Annotated in this window: 11 protein-coding genes; 4 read left to right on the top strand and 7 right to left on the bottom strand. The window is 50.4% G+C overall.

Features of this window, described 5'->3' with window-relative positions:
* Positions 1-283 precede the first annotated feature (283 nt).
* The 3 genes from NTH01S_RS00135 (at position 284) to NTH01S_RS00125 (ending at position 4919) form a co-directional block, all read left to right on the top strand.
* The gene (locus NTH01S_RS00135; protein WP_068167580.1) at positions 284-2839 is read left to right on the top strand and encodes a glycosyltransferase family 2 protein; all 2556 of its coding nucleotides are present in this window, start codon (positions 284-286) and stop codon (positions 2837-2839) included.
* A 31-nt stretch (positions 2840-2870) separates the two neighbouring features.
* Positions 2871-3374 (top strand): DNA starvation/stationary phase protection protein Dps, encoded by a 504-nt coding sequence (gene dps, locus NTH01S_RS00130; RefSeq protein ID WP_068167578.1) that lies wholly within the window; start codon positions 2871-2873, stop codon positions 3372-3374.
* 231 nt (positions 3375-3605) lie between these two features.
* Positions 3606-4919 (top strand): glycosyltransferase family 32 protein, encoded by a 1314-nt coding sequence (locus NTH01S_RS00125; RefSeq protein WP_245642004.1) that lies wholly within the window; start codon positions 3606-3608, stop codon positions 4917-4919.
* A gap of 51 nt (positions 4920-4970) precedes the next feature.
* Here the strand turns inward: NTH01S_RS00125 and NTH01S_RS00120 are convergent, their stop codons facing one another.
* Entirely contained in the window at positions 4971-5333 is a 363-nt protein-coding gene (locus NTH01S_RS00120; protein ID WP_245642002.1) for a hypothetical protein, read from the bottom strand.
* Between the two features lie 279 nt (positions 5334-5612).
* Here NTH01S_RS00120 and NTH01S_RS00115 point away from each other — a divergent pair, with 279 nt between their 5' ends.
* Positions 5613-6752 carry a glycosyltransferase family 32 protein gene (locus NTH01S_RS00115; RefSeq protein ID WP_068167574.1) on the top strand — a complete coding sequence of 380 codons (1140 nt, stop codon included), beginning with the start codon at positions 5613-5615 and terminating at the stop codon, positions 6750-6752.
* A gap of 59 nt (positions 6753-6811) precedes the next feature.
* Here the strand turns inward: NTH01S_RS00115 and NTH01S_RS00110 are convergent, their stop codons facing one another.
* The 6 genes from NTH01S_RS00110 to NTH01S_RS00085 form a co-directional block, all read right to left on the bottom strand.
* A complete protein-coding gene (locus NTH01S_RS00110; protein ID WP_068168077.1) occupies positions 6812-8050 on the bottom strand; it encodes a glycosyltransferase in 1239 nt (412 codons plus the stop codon).
* A 101-nt stretch (positions 8051-8151) separates the two neighbouring features.
* Complete coding sequence (locus NTH01S_RS00105) at positions 8152-9060, bottom strand: hypothetical protein (protein ID WP_068167572.1); 909 nt, start codon at positions 9058-9060, stop codon at positions 8152-8154.
* A gap of 189 nt (positions 9061-9249) precedes the next feature.
* Complete coding sequence (locus NTH01S_RS00100) at positions 9250-12222, bottom strand: glycosyltransferase (protein ID WP_157070804.1); 2973 nt, start codon at positions 12220-12222, stop codon at positions 9250-9252.
* Between the two features lie 24 nt (positions 12223-12246).
* Positions 12247-14013 carry a tetratricopeptide repeat protein gene (locus NTH01S_RS00095; protein WP_068167570.1) on the bottom strand — a complete coding sequence of 589 codons (1767 nt, stop codon included), beginning with the start codon at positions 14011-14013 and terminating at the stop codon, positions 12247-12249.
* Between the two features lie 68 nt (positions 14014-14081).
* Positions 14082-15530, bottom strand: coding sequence for an HlyD family type I secretion periplasmic adaptor subunit (locus tag NTH01S_RS00090; protein ID WP_068167569.1), 1449 nt, complete (start codon positions 15528-15530; stop codon positions 14082-14084).
* Positions 15531-15534: 4 nt separating this feature from the next.
* Positions 15535-17685 carry a peptidase domain-containing ABC transporter gene (locus tag NTH01S_RS00085; RefSeq protein WP_068167567.1) on the bottom strand — a complete coding sequence of 717 codons (2151 nt, stop codon included), beginning with the start codon at positions 17683-17685 and terminating at the stop codon, positions 15535-15537.
* Positions 17686-17883: the final 198 nt, after the last annotated feature.

The following is a 17883-nucleotide window of genomic DNA, read 5'->3' as shown; positions in this document are numbered from 1 at the left end:
TCAGGCGTCATGCTGGCGACAAAAGCCGCTTTTATTGAGGCATTACCGCCCCTTCTCACAAGACACAACCTCAAGGTTCGCTCGCCACAGTGAAAGATTTATGTCATCTAGAAAATAACCTCCATTCACAATAAAAAGCCTATCAATTTGTATATGCACGTGAATTGACGCTCTTATAGAAATATCATTATTGTCTTTTGGGAAAATCAGAACTCAACAACATCGGCAAAAACAAAAACCCGAAAAGTTAACAATACATTTAAAAAAGAAGGTATAATTCTCCATGATAGAAAATAATTCACCACAACAAATATCTAGTATTTTTATATCAAACATTGATAAAATTAAAAACGAAAGAATTTCTGGCTGGGCATTTGACACAAGAACACTCAAACCAGTAACCGTCCATGTTCTTATAGATCAGCAAGAAGTACTTCAGGTTACCTGCAACGAAGCACGAATAGACGTTCAAAACGCATTCCAACTTCCCCATGGAAACCATGGCCTTAACATTACCATCCCCCCTCACTTTCACGATAACCAGCCACACACGCTGTCACTTCGGCTACCAGACCGCAGCCCCATTCTTCTACCGTCACCTACTGAAGAAGACGCAGCACCATCACATGACGAAATCACCTTCAAACTCGACTACACCCCTGAAATTGTCAGCCACGCAGACGGCATTACACACGGCACTGTGCGTGGCTGGGCACTACAGCGCCTTTCACCAAGCGGTGACCTAGAGGGCGACGTCACGGTCTCCCTCCTCGTGGACGGAAGACCAGCATCTCAAGCCCGCGCAAACCTGTATCGCGGAGATGTTGCCGCCACGTTAGGATGCTCACCAAACTGCGGCTTTGAACTTCCCATTCCGCTGCATTTCCGTGGCAGTGCTCCTCACCACTTTGAAGTGATTACACTCCCCCACAAACTCACGATCCCCGGCACCCCCATCATCAGCACGGTCACAGATGATGCTTTAGAAACACGATTGGTGAACCTCATAAATGTTATTGATGGCCTGCACCGCGAGTTAAGCACTCTCCGCAAAGATGTCCGTTCACTCATTCCCAAACGCCCTGATACACTCAGAGATTATGATCGTTGGGCACGCCGCTATTATCCACTGCGCCGCGTACTTGCCGCACAAGAACGTGACTATGCAGCACAACACGGGACGCCACCGCAACCACTCGTGTCGGTGCTATGCCCAACGTACCGACCGCTCAAAAGCGATTTTGAGGCCGCCATCCAGTCTGTTCTCAACCAAACTTACAGCAACTGGGAACTCATCATTATTGATGACTGCGGGAAGTCAGCCGAAACCACCAAAACTATCAATAGTTTTGCCCAGCAAGATGCGCGCATCCGCCCCATTATACTCACCCAAAATGCAGGCATTTCAAACGCTACGAACGTCGGAATGGATGCTGCCCAAGGCCAGTATGTTGTCTTTTTCGACCATGACGACCTAATGGAAGATATCGCGCTAGAGGTTATGGTGCGCGCAGCACAAAAGACTGGTGCTAAGCTTATTTATTCTGATGAAGATAAAATTGATCAAGCGGGCTACTATCTAGAACCAAACTTCAAACCTGATTTTAACTACCGCTACCTTCTAGGCTGCAACTACATTTGTCATCTCACGATGATCGATACAGAAACCATGCGCAAAGTCGGTCATCTGTCAAAGCAATATGACGGCGCGCAAGATCATGATTTTGTTCTTAGAGCTACCGAAATACTCACGCCTGACGAGATTCACCACGTTCCAGAGCTGCTTTACCACTGGCGCAAAACCCCCAATTCTACAGCGGTAACCGTAGCCAATAAAACATATGCTGTTGATGCGGGTGTGCGCTGCGTGAAAGACCACCTGACACGCAAAAAACACAAAGTAAAAGTGTCATCGATTAACAATCTTACAGTTTATCGTGCGCAATACACGCTCACCGAACAACCTGAAGTCACCATTATTATTCCATTCCGTGATCAAGTCGAAACAACACGTCAATGTGTTGATGCACTTTTACAATACACATCCTATAAAAATTTCAAAATTATCCTCGCAGACAATTGGTCAACAGAAAAAGAAACTTTAGAATATTTAAAAGAAATTCAAAAAAATAAAAAAGTTAGCACCCTTCGCATCGAAGAACCGTTCAATTATTCCCTCATTAATAATAAAGCCGCATCCAAAATCACATCACCATTTATTTTATTCTTAAATAACGATGTATTTGTTGAGCAAAAAAATTGGCTTAACATTGCCGTAAGCGAAGCTCTAGCTGCCCCAGACATTGGTGCCGTCGGCTTAAAACTTCTATACCCCAACAATACAGTACAACATGCTGGCGTGGCCGTCGGTGCTCCTGCTGTTGCGGTCCATACTCAACGTGGCATTGCAGCCAACGACTACGGCTATATCGGCCGAGCCATGTTAACGCATGAAGTAACTGCGGTGACAGCGGCAGCAATGCTTGTACGCAAAGATATTTTTGACGCTGTCGGCGGTTTTGATGATGAACATCTCACCGTTGCTTACAATGACGTTGATCTTTGCCTAAAGATTCGCAAGGCAGGCTACCGCATCATTTTCAGTGCCGACTCTATTGCTGTGCACCATGAAAGCTTAAGCCGCGGCAGCGATGACCGTCCCGAGCATGAAACACGCTTCTTCCTAGAAACTCAAACCATGCTCACCCGTTGGGAGCATGAACCACTGTTCAAACAAGACCCCGCTTACTCACGCTTCTTCCGGGTTGATCAACAGCCTTTCTTTGAACTGGAAGACCCAGAGACCTTGACCTCTGGTGAAACAACACAACGTGTTTAAGTGTATTGCAGCTTGAAAAGGACAACGTACCATGACTGTCAGTTCCTATCGTCACGCCACGAAGAACAATACTGCGGACAACACCAAAAACGTTTCCATTGAACTGCTCAACGCGCGTTTAGCGGATCTGATTGACCTTGCGCTCGTGATTAAGCAAGCACACTGGAATCTCAAAGGCCCACAATTCATTGGCGTCCACGAAATGCTCGATGGCTTTCGTACCGGCGTCGACGGTTTTGTCGATACTGTCGCAGAACGCGCCGTACAACTCGGCGGAACGGCCTTCGGCACTGTGCAAAATGTTGCTCAATCATCATCATGCCCAGCCTACCCAACCGATATTTACAAAATTTCCGACCATATCTCAGCACTCATCGAGCGCTATGCCATCGTAGCAAACAACGTACGTGAGGCCATTACTATCACCGCCGAAGCAGGTGATGATGATACCGCCGATCTTTTCACGGAAGTGTCACGCGGTCTCGATAAAGACCTTTGGTTCTTAGAAGCACACGTACAAGAGCCTTCTGCATAAAGTGTCTTTCCCCTAAAAGAAGAAAAATTATCAATCACTGCACACAATAACGCTCTTCTTCTTTTAGAAACACTTTCTGTATGTCACCATAAAAAGGCGGGTAGAGTTTTGCTCTATCCGCCTTTTCATAATCTTGCCCCGCTCTCTTTTGAGGGTTACCAATAAACTTATCAGTCCGTTGCGTTCTTTGAATGCTTCGAACTTTAACAAACACTTGACGGGAAAACACGCATGAGCGTCTCTGCAGCGGGTTTTGGTGATAACAATTCCAATTGGGATCTCTCTGAATGGGACGCGTTGCGCGATGACGCAGCAACAGATGTCTCCCATCAAGACACGTCCATCCCATCAGACAATCATTCCCCGGCCGATGAGCCAGTCGTGGAACCCCATACTGAAGCGCCTGCCGAAGCACCAGCAGAGCCATCTCTTCCACAGCGCCTGACATTAGACGACCTGCCCGAAGCGGATCACCAAGCGCGCGAATTTTTCACACAAAATGGCGCAGACACCGTTGAAACAGCGTTTGCTCTCGCGAATATCTTGCACACAAACCGCAATGTGTCAGAAGCTTCGCGCGCCTACCACCAAGCATATGATCTTCACCCCAAAGAGCCAAATTATTACCCACTCCCGCAGACATTGCTGCAAGTCAGCTTGCTCTGCCGCCTGAAAGCAGGGCTTCCTATCCCTCCAGAAGAACTGCTGGAACTGCGCGCGCTCAATATCCCCTTCGCCAACTATATCGACGGCACAGCGCAAGCATGGTCAGGAGCAGAGCCGCAACACGCTCTGAACACCATCGGCAATGCCTATGATGAGTTCCACACTGGCGAAGAAATCGATAGCATCGCGCTCGAAATCGCCCGTCGAGCCTCACCCTCCCCCTTCGAGCCCAATGCTGATGAAGGTGTTTATGGGCAGATACCGCGCAAGCTCTTCATGTATTGGGATAAAAACCCACCTGAAGAAATTCAGAAAAACTTTGAGCTCCACAGAAACATCCCGCATTTTGAAACACATTTTTTCAACAAAGAAGAAGCGGCGGAATGGCTCTATCAGCACTACGGTATTGAAGCGCGCACCATCTTCCTCTCTGCACGCCACCCGGCTGAAGCCGCCGATTTCTTACGCGTCCATGTCATCCAACTGCTCGGCGGATGGTGGATGGATGCTGATATCCGCGTCAAAAACTCAGATGCGCTCAAATTCATGGCAACCCGCACTGCAGGCGCAACATTCTTCCTGACCAACAATAACGTCGTACATAATGATTTCTTCGGGTCAGTCGCCAATAACGATGTTCTGACGGACTGCTTATTGTCACTTTACCGCAATTGTTATCTACACCACGGATTGTTCATCGCGTATAAAACAGGCCCTGGCGTTTTCAACCGCGCACTAAACCGCATCGCTCATCGCAGCTTACTTGGAAACCCACCCGCAAAGAAAATTGAAATTTTCGATCATCATAAATTCAATGACATGATCGAAGAATTCGACACGCCGTACAAACAACAGCTTCCCTCTTGGTACACTGCGTAAATAAAAAAAGGCGGCCCACATTATGGGCCGCCCATCTATAAAGCCGTGACTTTATAATGCACGCGCAAGATGCTCCCGCGCAAAACGGAACATATCTTCAGCCTCACCGTCTTGAGCCGTGACCTCAGCAGGCTCATCACCTTCAACACCATGCGCTGCCACTGGCGTTATCCCCCGAGGCGCACTCAATCCGTGCAAAACGATGAGCGTGAAGGCACGAAAATCTTCTTCTCCCAGAGCCGAAGGCTTCTGCCCCTTCTGACGCTGCACCAACCAACCTTGCGTCAGTATTTCAAGGCGGCCCCAGCCATCTCCAACAACGCGCTGATGTAACGCTTCAATCGAAGCGCGTGCGATATCTTCTACATCAGCGTCCGTGACACGCTGCGGAGCACGATCTGGTGCTTTTTTCAATATCCACTCCTGCAGCACCTCTTTAAATCCAGGAAGTAATTCTTGAGACATCAAAATTCCCCTCGCCCACTCAGCCCCATAACACCGCGACAGGAAAGCAAGACCCGCCTTATGTGCCGGAAGAGTTAAATTTAACACGTGACTGCATCATGACCGAATCATCTATGCCGAGATAGCCTCAAAAATTCAAAGAACTCTTTATTGCACTCAAGCTTTTTTAAGAATTATCTGCTAACTTCAAAAAACATAATTACGCATACACTCGAAGAAGATTAGTCCATGAGCGAAAATGACGACCAAAGCCTGCACAAATCTTCCTCTCCAAGCCCGACAGACCTTGCCGGAGATGGACAGGCAGCCGCCTATCTGGAACGCCATGGCGCAGATACTGTCGAGCACTCCTTCGCAATTGCCAACATTCTTCATATCCACAATAAAGTTTTTGAAGCCTCCTCTTTTTACCGCCGCGCCTTTGACCTGCACGGCAAATCCCAAACCGAATATCCACTCCCACAATCATTATTGCAGGTGCGCCTATTATGCCTCCTAAAAGCTGCACAGCCTTTACCTGAACACGAAGTCGAAGAATTAACATCGTACTCTCCTGCCATGGCAAACTACATCCGAGGGATCCATGCGGCTTGGCAGGAGCATAACCCAGAAAAAAGCCTCGCGCTCATAGGGAATGCTTTTGAAGAATTCCACTCAGGCGAAGAAATTGATCGTCTCTATCTTGAGGTTGCCTTAGGCTGGATTCGTTCTTTCGGAGACACAGGCTTCCCTTCTTCTACTCCGAGCATCCCTCATCATCTGTACATGTACTGGGACAAAAACCCACCGCCCGAAATTCAGGCTAACATTCAATACCATCGTGAATTGCTTGGTAATGCTTTTACGATTTTTGACCAAAGCAGCGCTGCCGACTGGCTGTATGACCATTATGGACAAGAAGCAAAAGACCTCTTCTTGAACGTCCGCCACCCGGCTGAAGGTGCAGATCTGCTCCGCCTACACGTTATCCTGACCCATGGCGGCTGGTGGCTGGATGCTGATCTCAGAGTAAAATCCTCTCCCTCCTGGGAAGCGCTTAAAGATATCAAAACGAGCTGCCAATTATTCACGACGGACAATTACGTCCTGCATAATGATTTTTTCGGCGCAGCACCAACCAGCCCTATCATCACCAACGCCATGATGACCGCTTGGGCTAATATGTTCCGCCATCCGGGTCTCTATATTGCCTTCAAAACAGGCCCTGGCGTTCTAAACCGCGCCGTAAGCCGTGCGCTTTATCAAAGCCTTCAACTTGATGCTCTACTGCCGTCAATGCGTATTGATAATCAGGCTGGCTTTGACCAGTTTGTAGAAGAGTATGACGTGCAATACAAAAACAATGGGGCGTCTTGGCACGCTCAATAGCGTGTATTCGCCCACATAAAATGACCCAGCCCACTTCCTCCCGGGCCGGGTCATCCTTCTTAGAAGGAACGTTTCCCAGCTAAAATCTGACGCACCAACTCGTCATAACGTGCGATATACCGCTCCATTGAGAGCTCTTCTTCAGCAAAACGACGCGCCGCCGCCCCTAAACGACGGGCCGCGCTGCGATCTTGTAAAAGATCAACAACGGCTCCTGAAACGCGCTGCGGCTCTAAAAACGGCACCAAACACCCCGTCACACCATCTTCGATAAACTCACGAACAGGCGCTGTATCGCTAGCAACGATAGGGCACGAGGCCGCCATAGCCTCCCGTAATGACCATGAAGCAACAAAAGGATATGTCAGATAAACATGGGCATCCGAACGCTTAATCAGCGTGCGAAAATCATCGTGAGGGAGATGACCAACAAAATGTACCTTGTCGAGATTAATTTGGCCCGACAATTCCGCCAGCATATATTCGCGCCAATTCGTGTGACGCGCCGGTGGGTTACCATAACTCACCCCATCTCCACCAATCAGAATAATACGTGCGTCAGGGCATTCAGCCTGTATCTGGGGTAAAGCACGCATGAAAATATGAAAGCCACGATAAGGCTCCAAATTCCGCGCCACATAAGTCACCATTGGCTCTTTAGCGCCAATGGTGACATTAGCAATCGTCAAATTACGGTTTCTCAAACGCCCATCACGTTTGCAAGCGTCTAAATTTACCCCTTCATGCAGCAGTGCTAATTGGGACTGCGCCCATGTCGGATATGTCTGCTTTTGAAACACCGTAGGCGTTTGGCCAACACTGTTCGGCAAATTTAACGCCTGAAGGTTGATCGAATTTTTGATCCGCACGAGCGACGGCAAATCCCCACTCGACGGAAATTCAGGATCAAAACCAACATCATTCCGGTCAGAATGATAGAAGAACTCAAGATAACCTAAAATGGGCGTCTCTGGGAAAACGTCAACCAGATTAAGAAGCTCGCCCCAACCATGATGACCAATAATGATATCAGGCACATAGCCAAGACTTTTTAACGTCCGCGCAGAGCGCGCAACCGCCTCAGCCCGCAGTAAACCGCGCTCAAATTCATGCAAATAGGGATGCGTCACTTCCGCAGGCTCACGCTCAGTACGATAAATCACACGCCTGACGCCAGGAATATCCCCCTGATTTGCTTCAGAAATAAAAACAATCTCATGCTCGCCCTGCGCACTCAAATGACGAACAAAATGTAGGAACTGTCCCGGAAAATTTTGATGAACAAAAAGGTACCGCACGTAAATGTCCTGACCAAGAAGCAAACAAGGCCTGCCTCTTTACATAAAGCCGTACATCATAAACCCCAACGCACACCTAAGAGCACGTTGGGGAGAACAGATTATTTACTAGAAGCAGCTTTCCGTCGCCCGGACGCGCGCGGCTTCTTCACTGGTGCTTCCTCAGTGGTTGCACTGCCAGCTTTTTTAGCGGCTGACGACGGAACAATTTCCAATAAGAAGGCCTCCAAAGGTGCCAAGCTTTCTGCTTCCAAGGCTGTAGAACCGTCAACTGGGCCCAAGCGCGTACCATCGGTAAATGTCGCCGTCAGACGCACTTCATGCGTTTCTGCCGAGCCATTTTTAAGCCTTACACGCAGCCCCAAAATCGGCAAGGCCATACCGCGTGAACCACAGTATTGACCACCCTCTGCCCAAGGGGAGAGCCAACCCTTACCAAGCACTGCCTGATATTCAATATCCGTTGCCGGAATGTTACCCACAGGTGCAACAGCAAAGCCTTCAATCCATGACTGGCTCTCCGGAGTACCCATCCACTCACCAATAACACCACCCACATCACCACGGCGTTGAATATGCGCCGATATTTCAAGCTCTTGAGTGGAAGCTGCGGCAGAAGACGCTGGCGCTTCAGCCGCAACAGGGGTGGAAGCCACTTCCGTCGCCCCAGCCAACTGCACAACCTGTAACTGAGGCGCACCAACCTCATGGTTTGGATCTTGATACGTCGTCACCAACACTGCGGCCGGACCACGCAAGACCCGTACAAGGGCAGCCCCCTTGCTCCCACCAATCCAGCCATCTTCATCAAACGTGCTGATGTTGACCAAACCAGCAGGTGTCGCTGGTGCACGTGAAATACGTACGCCAGGCAAACCGCTTGGCCCCGAATCGGGCTGCCCAGGAGGATGGAAAATACAAAATACGCCTGCGTCTAACACCATAAGACGAGCACTGGCTTTCAGGTCAACAACCCGATTTGGCCCAGACGTTTCTTCAGAATTTGTCATTCTTTACTCCCAATAGGTCCCACACATCCGGGCATCATTACGGAACTCAAGCAGCCACACTAAAGCCAAAAGCGATAGACACACATGAAATACTTCATATTCAAAGAGATGTATCTCTCCAGAAAATGAAACTCTCACATCTACCCACCCTAGTCTAACTGTCTTTACAGTCGGGTAAACCCATTCTCTTCAAACTAAGCGATACCAACGCGATAAAATAAAATGCAAAAGCTGTAATGAAGATGCACCGAGCGGAAGAATAACCCCCTTTCTCTCTCTCACCCTCTCCGCTTGCGCTCCAATATCAAAACACATCACCTCCAAACCCGCCTTCCAAAGGATACTCAACGCATAACACCATGTTTCAGGTGAAATTGACGGGATAAATCCAATATCAGGATTATATTCTTTAATAAGATTATAAACCTCATCCTCTTTATACTCACCAGTAACAATTACACCTTCATACATTAATTCATCATCATTTGGAGTATGTCCAACAAGTATTATCTTCACAGGAAGAGAGTGGAACCGAATATCGCGGGCCATGTTTAATAAAACATCATAGCCTTTCCATTGCCCTATCCCACCGACAACACACAATTTTAATACCCGCCCAGGCACAGGGCCGGGTATATTTCTCTCAGAATTCCCCTCAAAAGCCGCATTTTGTTCCAATTGTTCCACGATAAAATTCGTAGACGGAAAATGACGTTTGAACCGACGCGCCGTATCGTGTGATGGCGTGATACAACGCCGCGCCTTTGAAAATTCATACTTTGAACGCGCTAAGCGCTCTCCAATAGACAGCCCTTCATTCAAAACGTCCCCCCAACGCGCCACACATTGCTCACACCCCGCCACATCAGGTTCACCACAATAACGCCCATGCCCGTCCAACAAGGAAACACGCGGACAAAACCATACATGATCATGCACGAACACATCATACGGCACACCCAACGCGACGTGCAGCGTCCGAACGCACTCTGCATGTCCAATTAATTGGTGCCATTCGATGTGCTGAACACCAAGAGCAGACAACGCAGCGACCAGATCCGCTTCTTCATCCGGCAAATCAAACACAAAATTAAGCGGCTCAACTTTTTTCGTATCCCGCGTAGCCATCGGCCGCGTCACATGACACCCCCGCTCAACAGGGCGCAGCACGTAAGCCGCCTGACCTTTACCTTCAAACGCTGCGGCGCGTTCGCGCACAACGCGCTCTACCCCTCCACCACCAGCATGAACAATCATAGCCACCGCAGGACCATGCGCCGAAACGTCACGCCCTAACCGCGCCTGATCCAAACGCCGCCTCCACCCCCGAAAAGGGTCACGCTGCTGAAAATCAGCAACATATGCCTCATAGCCGGGATGCAGAGCATTCAGGATGTCTAAATTACGCGCCATAAGCCAGCGCTTACCGGCTCCAAAAGAAATAGAACCACGATGTAAAACATATACATCAGGCGCCATACGGTGCCGAAAACCCAGCCTATGCGCCCTCAAACAAAAATCATTTTCTTCACCATATCCCTGCGCAAACACGTCCTCACGTAAAAAGCCAACCTCACGCAAGCATTGGGCAGAAATGGCCATACAGAACCCATTTGCCGTCGGCGCATCATCATTCGCCTCATCCTCTCGAAAGAGTTTTTGGCACAATCGATCATACCCAAAGGCTTCACGTACCGACGGTACAGGATTTGGTTCATCAACCGACGGATACGAAAAAATGCTCGCATCATTACTGAATGGCGTAACCGTCCCAACCCCATGAACATGTAACCGCCGCAGCAAACGCTCCAACCACCCTGGCGGCACAACCGTGTCACTGTTTAATAAAACAACATCATGCCCAACCGCACGCGCCAACCCCATATTCACAGCAACGGGAAAGCCACGATTCTGCTCTAAACGTACAAGCTCAATACGCCCCTGCTCAGCATAATCATCCAACGCACGCGCTAATTTTTCTTCCGGTGTCGCGTCATCCACCACGATGACCCGTGTCTGCGCCGATACGGTTGCCAGCACACTCTCCAGACAATCCAGCGTGACTCTATAATTCCGATACACCGGAATCACGACGCAACACCCCTGTACCGGCTCTCTTTCAACACCGACACAACGTTCCACCTGCTGCACCGGATACGGCCGCATATCAGACAATAGCGCATCTGACGGCCCCTCCATTAAGGACCCAAGATCCGCCCGCAATGGCGCTCCTGTCAGCATACGCCCATGATCATCATAAAGCGCTAAAAGAGTAGCAGAATGGACCAATGCGGCGGGTATCGGCACGCGAAACGCACGCGGGCGAGCCAACGGCACGTCACTCTCAATCGTCTCTGCATTGCCACTAGCCGCGCACAGAGTACCGTCCCACAAGCGCAACCGTGGATCATGCTCCGGCTCAGAAGGAAACCATGCCCAACCACACACACACCCAGCATCAACCGTCGCCAGCGATTCAAAACGCGTCAATGCCCCAATATCAATAGGGCTACCCACAAGATGACGCCCCCGCAGCTTCACAGCAATATGGCGCGCCTTCCCCCATCCAGAAGGTAATTTATGCTGGCCAGATTGGCCAATACTCACACACTCACCGTCAAGCGTAACCGTCACACGCCCTTCGGCAACAACATGGACATACCCCGCATTTGACGCGAAACACCAACCTGGCTTCTGGGCCACCCGCACCACATGATCTGCAATGTGATGCAGGTCAGGCATAATCACAGAGACGGATAAGGCATGGCGTAATTTCTGTAACGCCTCCTCCCATCGCTGCAACCGGACCAGACAAACAACGGCCAAAAAGGCAGCTTCCCGCAAGCGAAAACGCTCTTCTAAATCCTTCATTTTATGCAGTGCGTCATTAAAATGACCCGTCCGCATATCCACAAGCGCCAAAGCCCATGTAACATTAGGGCTCATACGCGCCATGCGTCCTGCACGTTCCAGCCAAAAGCGCGCCGCCGCAAGGTCATTGCATGCTAAAGCACGCTCACCCCGTTGGAATGCGTCTTGGGCACGCTCTGCATAAACCTTACGCCACAACGCCCGATCAGCTTCGGTTATAACATTACCATACCCCGCATAGCCGGAACCTGCGCGGTCAGTCAGCGTCACCACTTTAGAATCATCAGCCACGAATCACATAAACGCCTAAAGTGATTAATTTGGGGCCAGCACGGCGTCACATGCTGCCAGTTCTTGCTCTGCACCATCAATGCCTTGCCCTGCAGCACGCTCCAACCAAATACGCCCTTCCACCGGATCCTGCACGCCGCCAAGGCCACGTATAAGATACCGTCCCAACATTAACTGCGCCAAACCATTTCCCCGTTGCGCTGCTTTACGAAACCACTTCTGTGCTTCAGGGCGGTTCTCCGGCACATCATGCCCGCCCCCTAACATCGCAGCCAAAGAGAACATCGCATCAACATTGCCGCTCTCTGCTGCCGCAGCGTACAGCTTCAAAGCCTTCGCATGATCCTTACGATTGTTAATCTGGCCCGTTACCAAAAGCTGCCCCACAACAGCTTGCGCCTCTGCCATTCCTGCGTCAGCCGCTTTTTCCATCCAATGCAGCGCCTGTGTCGGGTCGGGAGCCACACCCCGCCCATCCAACAACATACGCCCATACCAGTATTGCGCATTAACAACGCCATCAGCCGCGCGCTGCATCCACCGGGCCGCTTCACGACTATCAGCCGTATGCCCGACTCCTTCCGCGTAACACACACCAAGATTAAACGCGCCGACCAAATCCCCCTTTTCAGCCGAACGCTCAAAGCGCTGCCGCAAAGCTTCTTTTTCAGAATCTGTTGCTTTGGAGCCCGTTAAAATCAGGTTGCCCAAATCTGCATCAGCCTGTGCATCCCCTGATTCAGAGGCAATTTTAAACCAATGGGCCGCAATATCCGCATCCCTGTGAACGCCATTCCCCGTTAAATATAAAAGCCCCAGAGCACGCGCTGCTCCTGGATGTTTCTGTTCCGCCGCGAGACGATACCATTTTGCAGCTTCCAGCATATTCGGCGGCAGATCACCGCCGTTAGCGTGCAAATCACCAAGAACTGCCGCACTCTCCGCGTCACCGCCCATAGCCGCTCGGCGGAGTATCGTTTCTGCTTGCCCGTGATCTTGCTCAACACCAACGCCTTCGAGCAACATCAACCCATAACGGGCCTGAGCATATAAGACATTCTGTTCAGCGCCTTGGCGGTAGTACGCTGCGGCTGCACTCATGCTTTGCGGCAGGCCAATCCCCGCCTCACTCATACGGCCTAGAAATTCATATGCCGTACCAAGACCGCCTTTACTCGCCTCGATAAAATGACGCGCCGCATATTGACGCTCTTCATCCGTCTCCGCCTCATTGAGCAAAGCAAGGGCTAACCCCAAATGCCCCTGAGAACACCCCGACTGCGCTGATTTTTGATACCATTCCCGTGCCTGCGGAAGATCTCTTAGATCTTCTGGGCCATTCGTTAAAATATAACCAAGCAACGCCTGAGCATCCGCAGAATGCTCTATGGCCGCTTTCTGCGCCCAATACCGGCCTTGATGAAAATCTGAAATGCGCGGCCCTTGCTCAGGGCGAACACTTAAATCAAGCGCACTACGCTCAGCACGAATTTCAAGTTCTTCTGGTAACCCAACCGTATAGAGCGTCGCTAATATAAAAGCCGCTTCAACATGCCCAGCTTCCGCCGCTTGAAGCATCCAACGCGCACCATCCTCAAGACTGGGAGGCACCACCTGACCATCTAGGTAAATGCGCCCTAGCCGAAATTGCGCCCCAACCACCCCATCTTTCGCCAATTGCCCCAATAATTGGACGCCACGTGCAGCATTCTTGCTCTCAAGAAGCTGAAGCGCATATGCCAATTTTGCCTGTGGGTTTAAAAAGGCTGAAAAACGCTGTTTTAAAGACATAGCCACTCATTTCACCAGAAACGACAAGGGCGCCCATAACAAGATTGGGCGCCCTCATATTCAAGCCTTTAAGGCTCTCTCATACCATTGCTGATAAGAGGTGCGATGCTGTTAAACAGATATTGCATGATCGTCCGTTTACCAACGTTAATATCTGCCGTGACAGGCGTACCGGGCGCTGGGTGAAAGAATGAAGGCTGCCCGTGCAACGTATAACGATCAATACGCAGACGCACACGATAGAACATCTGCCCTGCCGCAGAAGACGAGGGGGATGGCCCAGCAGAAGACGATGATGAATCCGCCGAAAAGGAATCCGCACTAATCACGTGGACCGTCGCTTCAGCACCGCCATATTGCGTGTAAGGGAAAGCCGCAAATTTCACGAGCGCACGATCACCAACCTGAACAAAGGCGGCATCATTCGCTTGCATAACAGCTTCCATCTCAACCCCTGCTCCCGTAGGAACCAGCGTCGCAAAAGACTGTGCTGTCTCTAAGACGGAGCCTACCGATACCTTCGCTAGCGTCAGCACAATACCATCTTCCGGTGCGCGTAGCAGGATCAAATCATGCCGCAAATGATCCTTCTGATACTGACTACGGTATTCGTCCAGCCGGTGCTGCGTATCTGACAAATACGTATAAATTTGTGCTTTCCAGTTCGCCGCATAGCTTTCTTGCTCAGCACGTGTCGCCAGCAGCTTGCTCGATGCGCTATTCGCTTCTTGCTGTGCTGAGATTTCTGCACGCTCCGCTTCCATCAAGTCACTTTGTGCAGAAAGCGTTGACAAACGTGACCCCACTTGGTCCGCCTGTTCGCGCTGGCGCATTTTTAGCACTTCCGTGTAAAGATGCGCCTTACCGCCATACATAGCAGCATTTGCACGGCTGGCCTGAATATCACTCTGCAAACTAGCAATTTGCTGATCATAATCTTCCATACGTGCGCGATACTCAGCCGTACGACGTTGGAATGCTGCCCCTTGCTCGACCGACGCCAGAATATGCATATCAGGCTTATAATCACGCCCGTCAGCTTCCGCCCGCAAACGATCAGCTTCCGCCTGATATGCAATCATTTGCTGCCGTACATTGACAACATCGGCTTCTGTCAATGTCGGGTCCAAATGCGCAATTACGTCCCCTTTATGAACATAATCACCAGTATGCACATCAATAGACTTCACAATAGAAGTCTCTAAAGGCTGAATAAGGATAGTCGGCTGCGTAGACGTTAACCGACCCGTCGTCGAAACAACCCGATTAAGGGGGAACCACGTCATTCCCGCCAAACACGCGAAGAAGAGCCCAGCAATCAGCCATATCATGTAACGGGCCGACGCCGTGGCGGGGAGATTAACATAGCCTTGCGTTGGAGAATGGAACTCCAAAAGCGCTAGCGGCATATCACCCGGAGCGAACGGATCCGTCGCAGGACGTGGACCTTCTGGAGTACCCGTCATAGGCACTTCATCACCCGCACCATTATGAGGAGTCATATTAGATGCACTCATGCGCTTATTCTCCCTCACCCAGTGGCTTCACATCATGCGACGTGGACTCTCTGTTCAAATGACGGTTCTGTTGCAGCCACAAGGTACGGTAAATCTCACAACGCTCCAAAAGAACATCATGTGGGGCAATATCGACCAACCCACCCTGATCCATAACCGCAATTTGATGACAATCCACCAGTGAGGATAGTCGGTGAGACACGATCACCATCGTGCGCCCGTGGCTAATACGCTTCAGATTTGCATTCACCAATGCTTCTGATTCTGGATCAAGCGCTGAGGTCGCCTCATCCAAAATCATCAATTTCGGATCGCTAATCACCGCGCGGGCAATCGCTAGACGCTGACGCTGACCGCCCGAAATGTTAGTCGAACCTTCTTCAATCCACGTATCATACCCGGCTGGCATGCGTTCAATGAATTCTTCAGCACCAGCCAAACGAGCCGCGCGAATAGCGTCTTCAATCGTCAATCCTGGACGTCCTGCAGTAATATTCTCCATGATCGACCCACGGAACAAGAAGTTATCTTGCAGAACAACACCAAAAGAGCGACGTAGATGCGTTAGGTTAATTTCACGAATATCAACACCATCCAAGCGCAAATACCCGGTATAATTACGGCTCACACCTTGGAGAAGACGCGTAATCGTTGACTTACCAGAACCAGAGCGGCCAACCAGCCCCAGCATCGTACCTGCAGGAATGTCAAAACTGACATCCTTCAAGGCCCGCGTCGTAGAACCAGGGTAAGAGAAGTTAATGTTCGAGAAGGACAAAGCCCCCTTCACAACCGGGCGCATACCCGTTGTCAGAGCTTTCGTCTCCGTCGGCTGGTTCAAGACTGCACCAGCTTCACCAAGCGAAACCATCACTTCATTGAACGATTCCAGCAATCGGGCAATACCTACCAGAGGTGATGCAACGCGCCCCCCCAAAAGCATAAAGCCTGCCAACGCACCGCCGGATAGGTTGCTATGATTTGTCAGCACCAAATAAGCACCAATCAAAATCACACCACGGTTAATAAACGCATCAAACGGCATAATCAGCGTCTGGGGCCACGCTGCCATACGCCCAGCCGCCAATTTCCAGCGCACCACATTCGCGGTCACCCGGTCCCATTCTTCGCGGCGTGTTGGCTCAAGAGCCAGCGTCTTCACGGTACGAATACCCGCAATGCTCTCATACAAAACCGAGCTACGCTTCATTTCTGCACGCACTTGACGCGACATCACACGCGTCACTAACGGCAAGAACACAATCACGATCAGACCAATACACCCTGCACCAGCCAAGGTCATCCACGCCAAGGTCGCGCTCAGCATAAACAAGATGGGCAAAATAACGAGCAGCGTGAAAAGGTCTAGGAACGTGGTCATGAGCTGCCCAGTCAGGAAGTCACGCACCTTAAAAATGGCCATAAACCGGCCAAGAACTTCGCCTGTTTGCTCACGTTCATAAAACTCAAGCGGCAAAGCCAGCAAACGGTTGAACGCATGCAAAGAAATACGCGCATCAAGACGTGACGACAGAACCAGTGAAAGCTCACGCCGACCATAGGTAATCAAGATTTCATAAAAACTCAAAACCACGACGAAGGCGGCCATTGAAATCAACGTCGCCATCGAGTGGTAATTCACCACGCGGTCAATAACCTGCATCACAATCAAAGCAGGAAAAACTTGCAGAATTGACAAGACGATAGACGCCAAAGAGATGTCGCGCAAAATTTTCTTTTCGCGCAAAACCATCTTCGCAAACCACAATATATCAAAGCGGGCATCGGCCTCACTTTCATCCTTGCGGCGTTTTACGAGCAAGACATCCCCGGTCCAGACTTGGCTAAGGCGGACTTCATCCACGGCAACAGGGACATCACCATCACCGCCCATTGGGTCACGGAGCCACACCACACCTTTCTCGGGGTCACTCGCGACCATAAGACCGGCGGATCCATCACGGAACATCAGAACAACTGGCGGCGTATTCCCCATACGCACCAAGTAGCGCCAACGTAGACGCATCCCCTTAGCGACGGCCCCTTGATCATTCAACCAGCGCGCCAATGAGGCTGGAGAAGGCGATTCTTCACCGGGTTCAGCGGCAAAATCTTGAATATCCAACTCGACCCCGTGAAAACGGGCGGCCGCCATAGCGGCATAAAGTCGGATTACTGCCGGAGTCACTTTTATCCCCGGCCCTGACACAGGATGCGTCTGCTCCACGAAAAATCCTCTATGCTGCGGTCCCGCACAGGCGGCATCGTAGTCTGCCATACCCACTCATACTTAATGAATAGTCAAGACAAACTGTTTCGTCACCTCCCTCTCATCAATATGTCTATATTTCTT

It is taken from the genome of Neokomagataea thailandica NBRC 106555, from assembly GCF_001598495.1.
GTDB classification, from domain to species: Bacteria; Pseudomonadota; Alphaproteobacteria; order Acetobacterales; family Acetobacteraceae; genus Gluconobacter; species Gluconobacter thailandicus_A.
The sequence above is the reverse complement of the archived record's forward strand: the minus strand, read 5'-3'. Positions and strand labels throughout refer to the sequence as shown.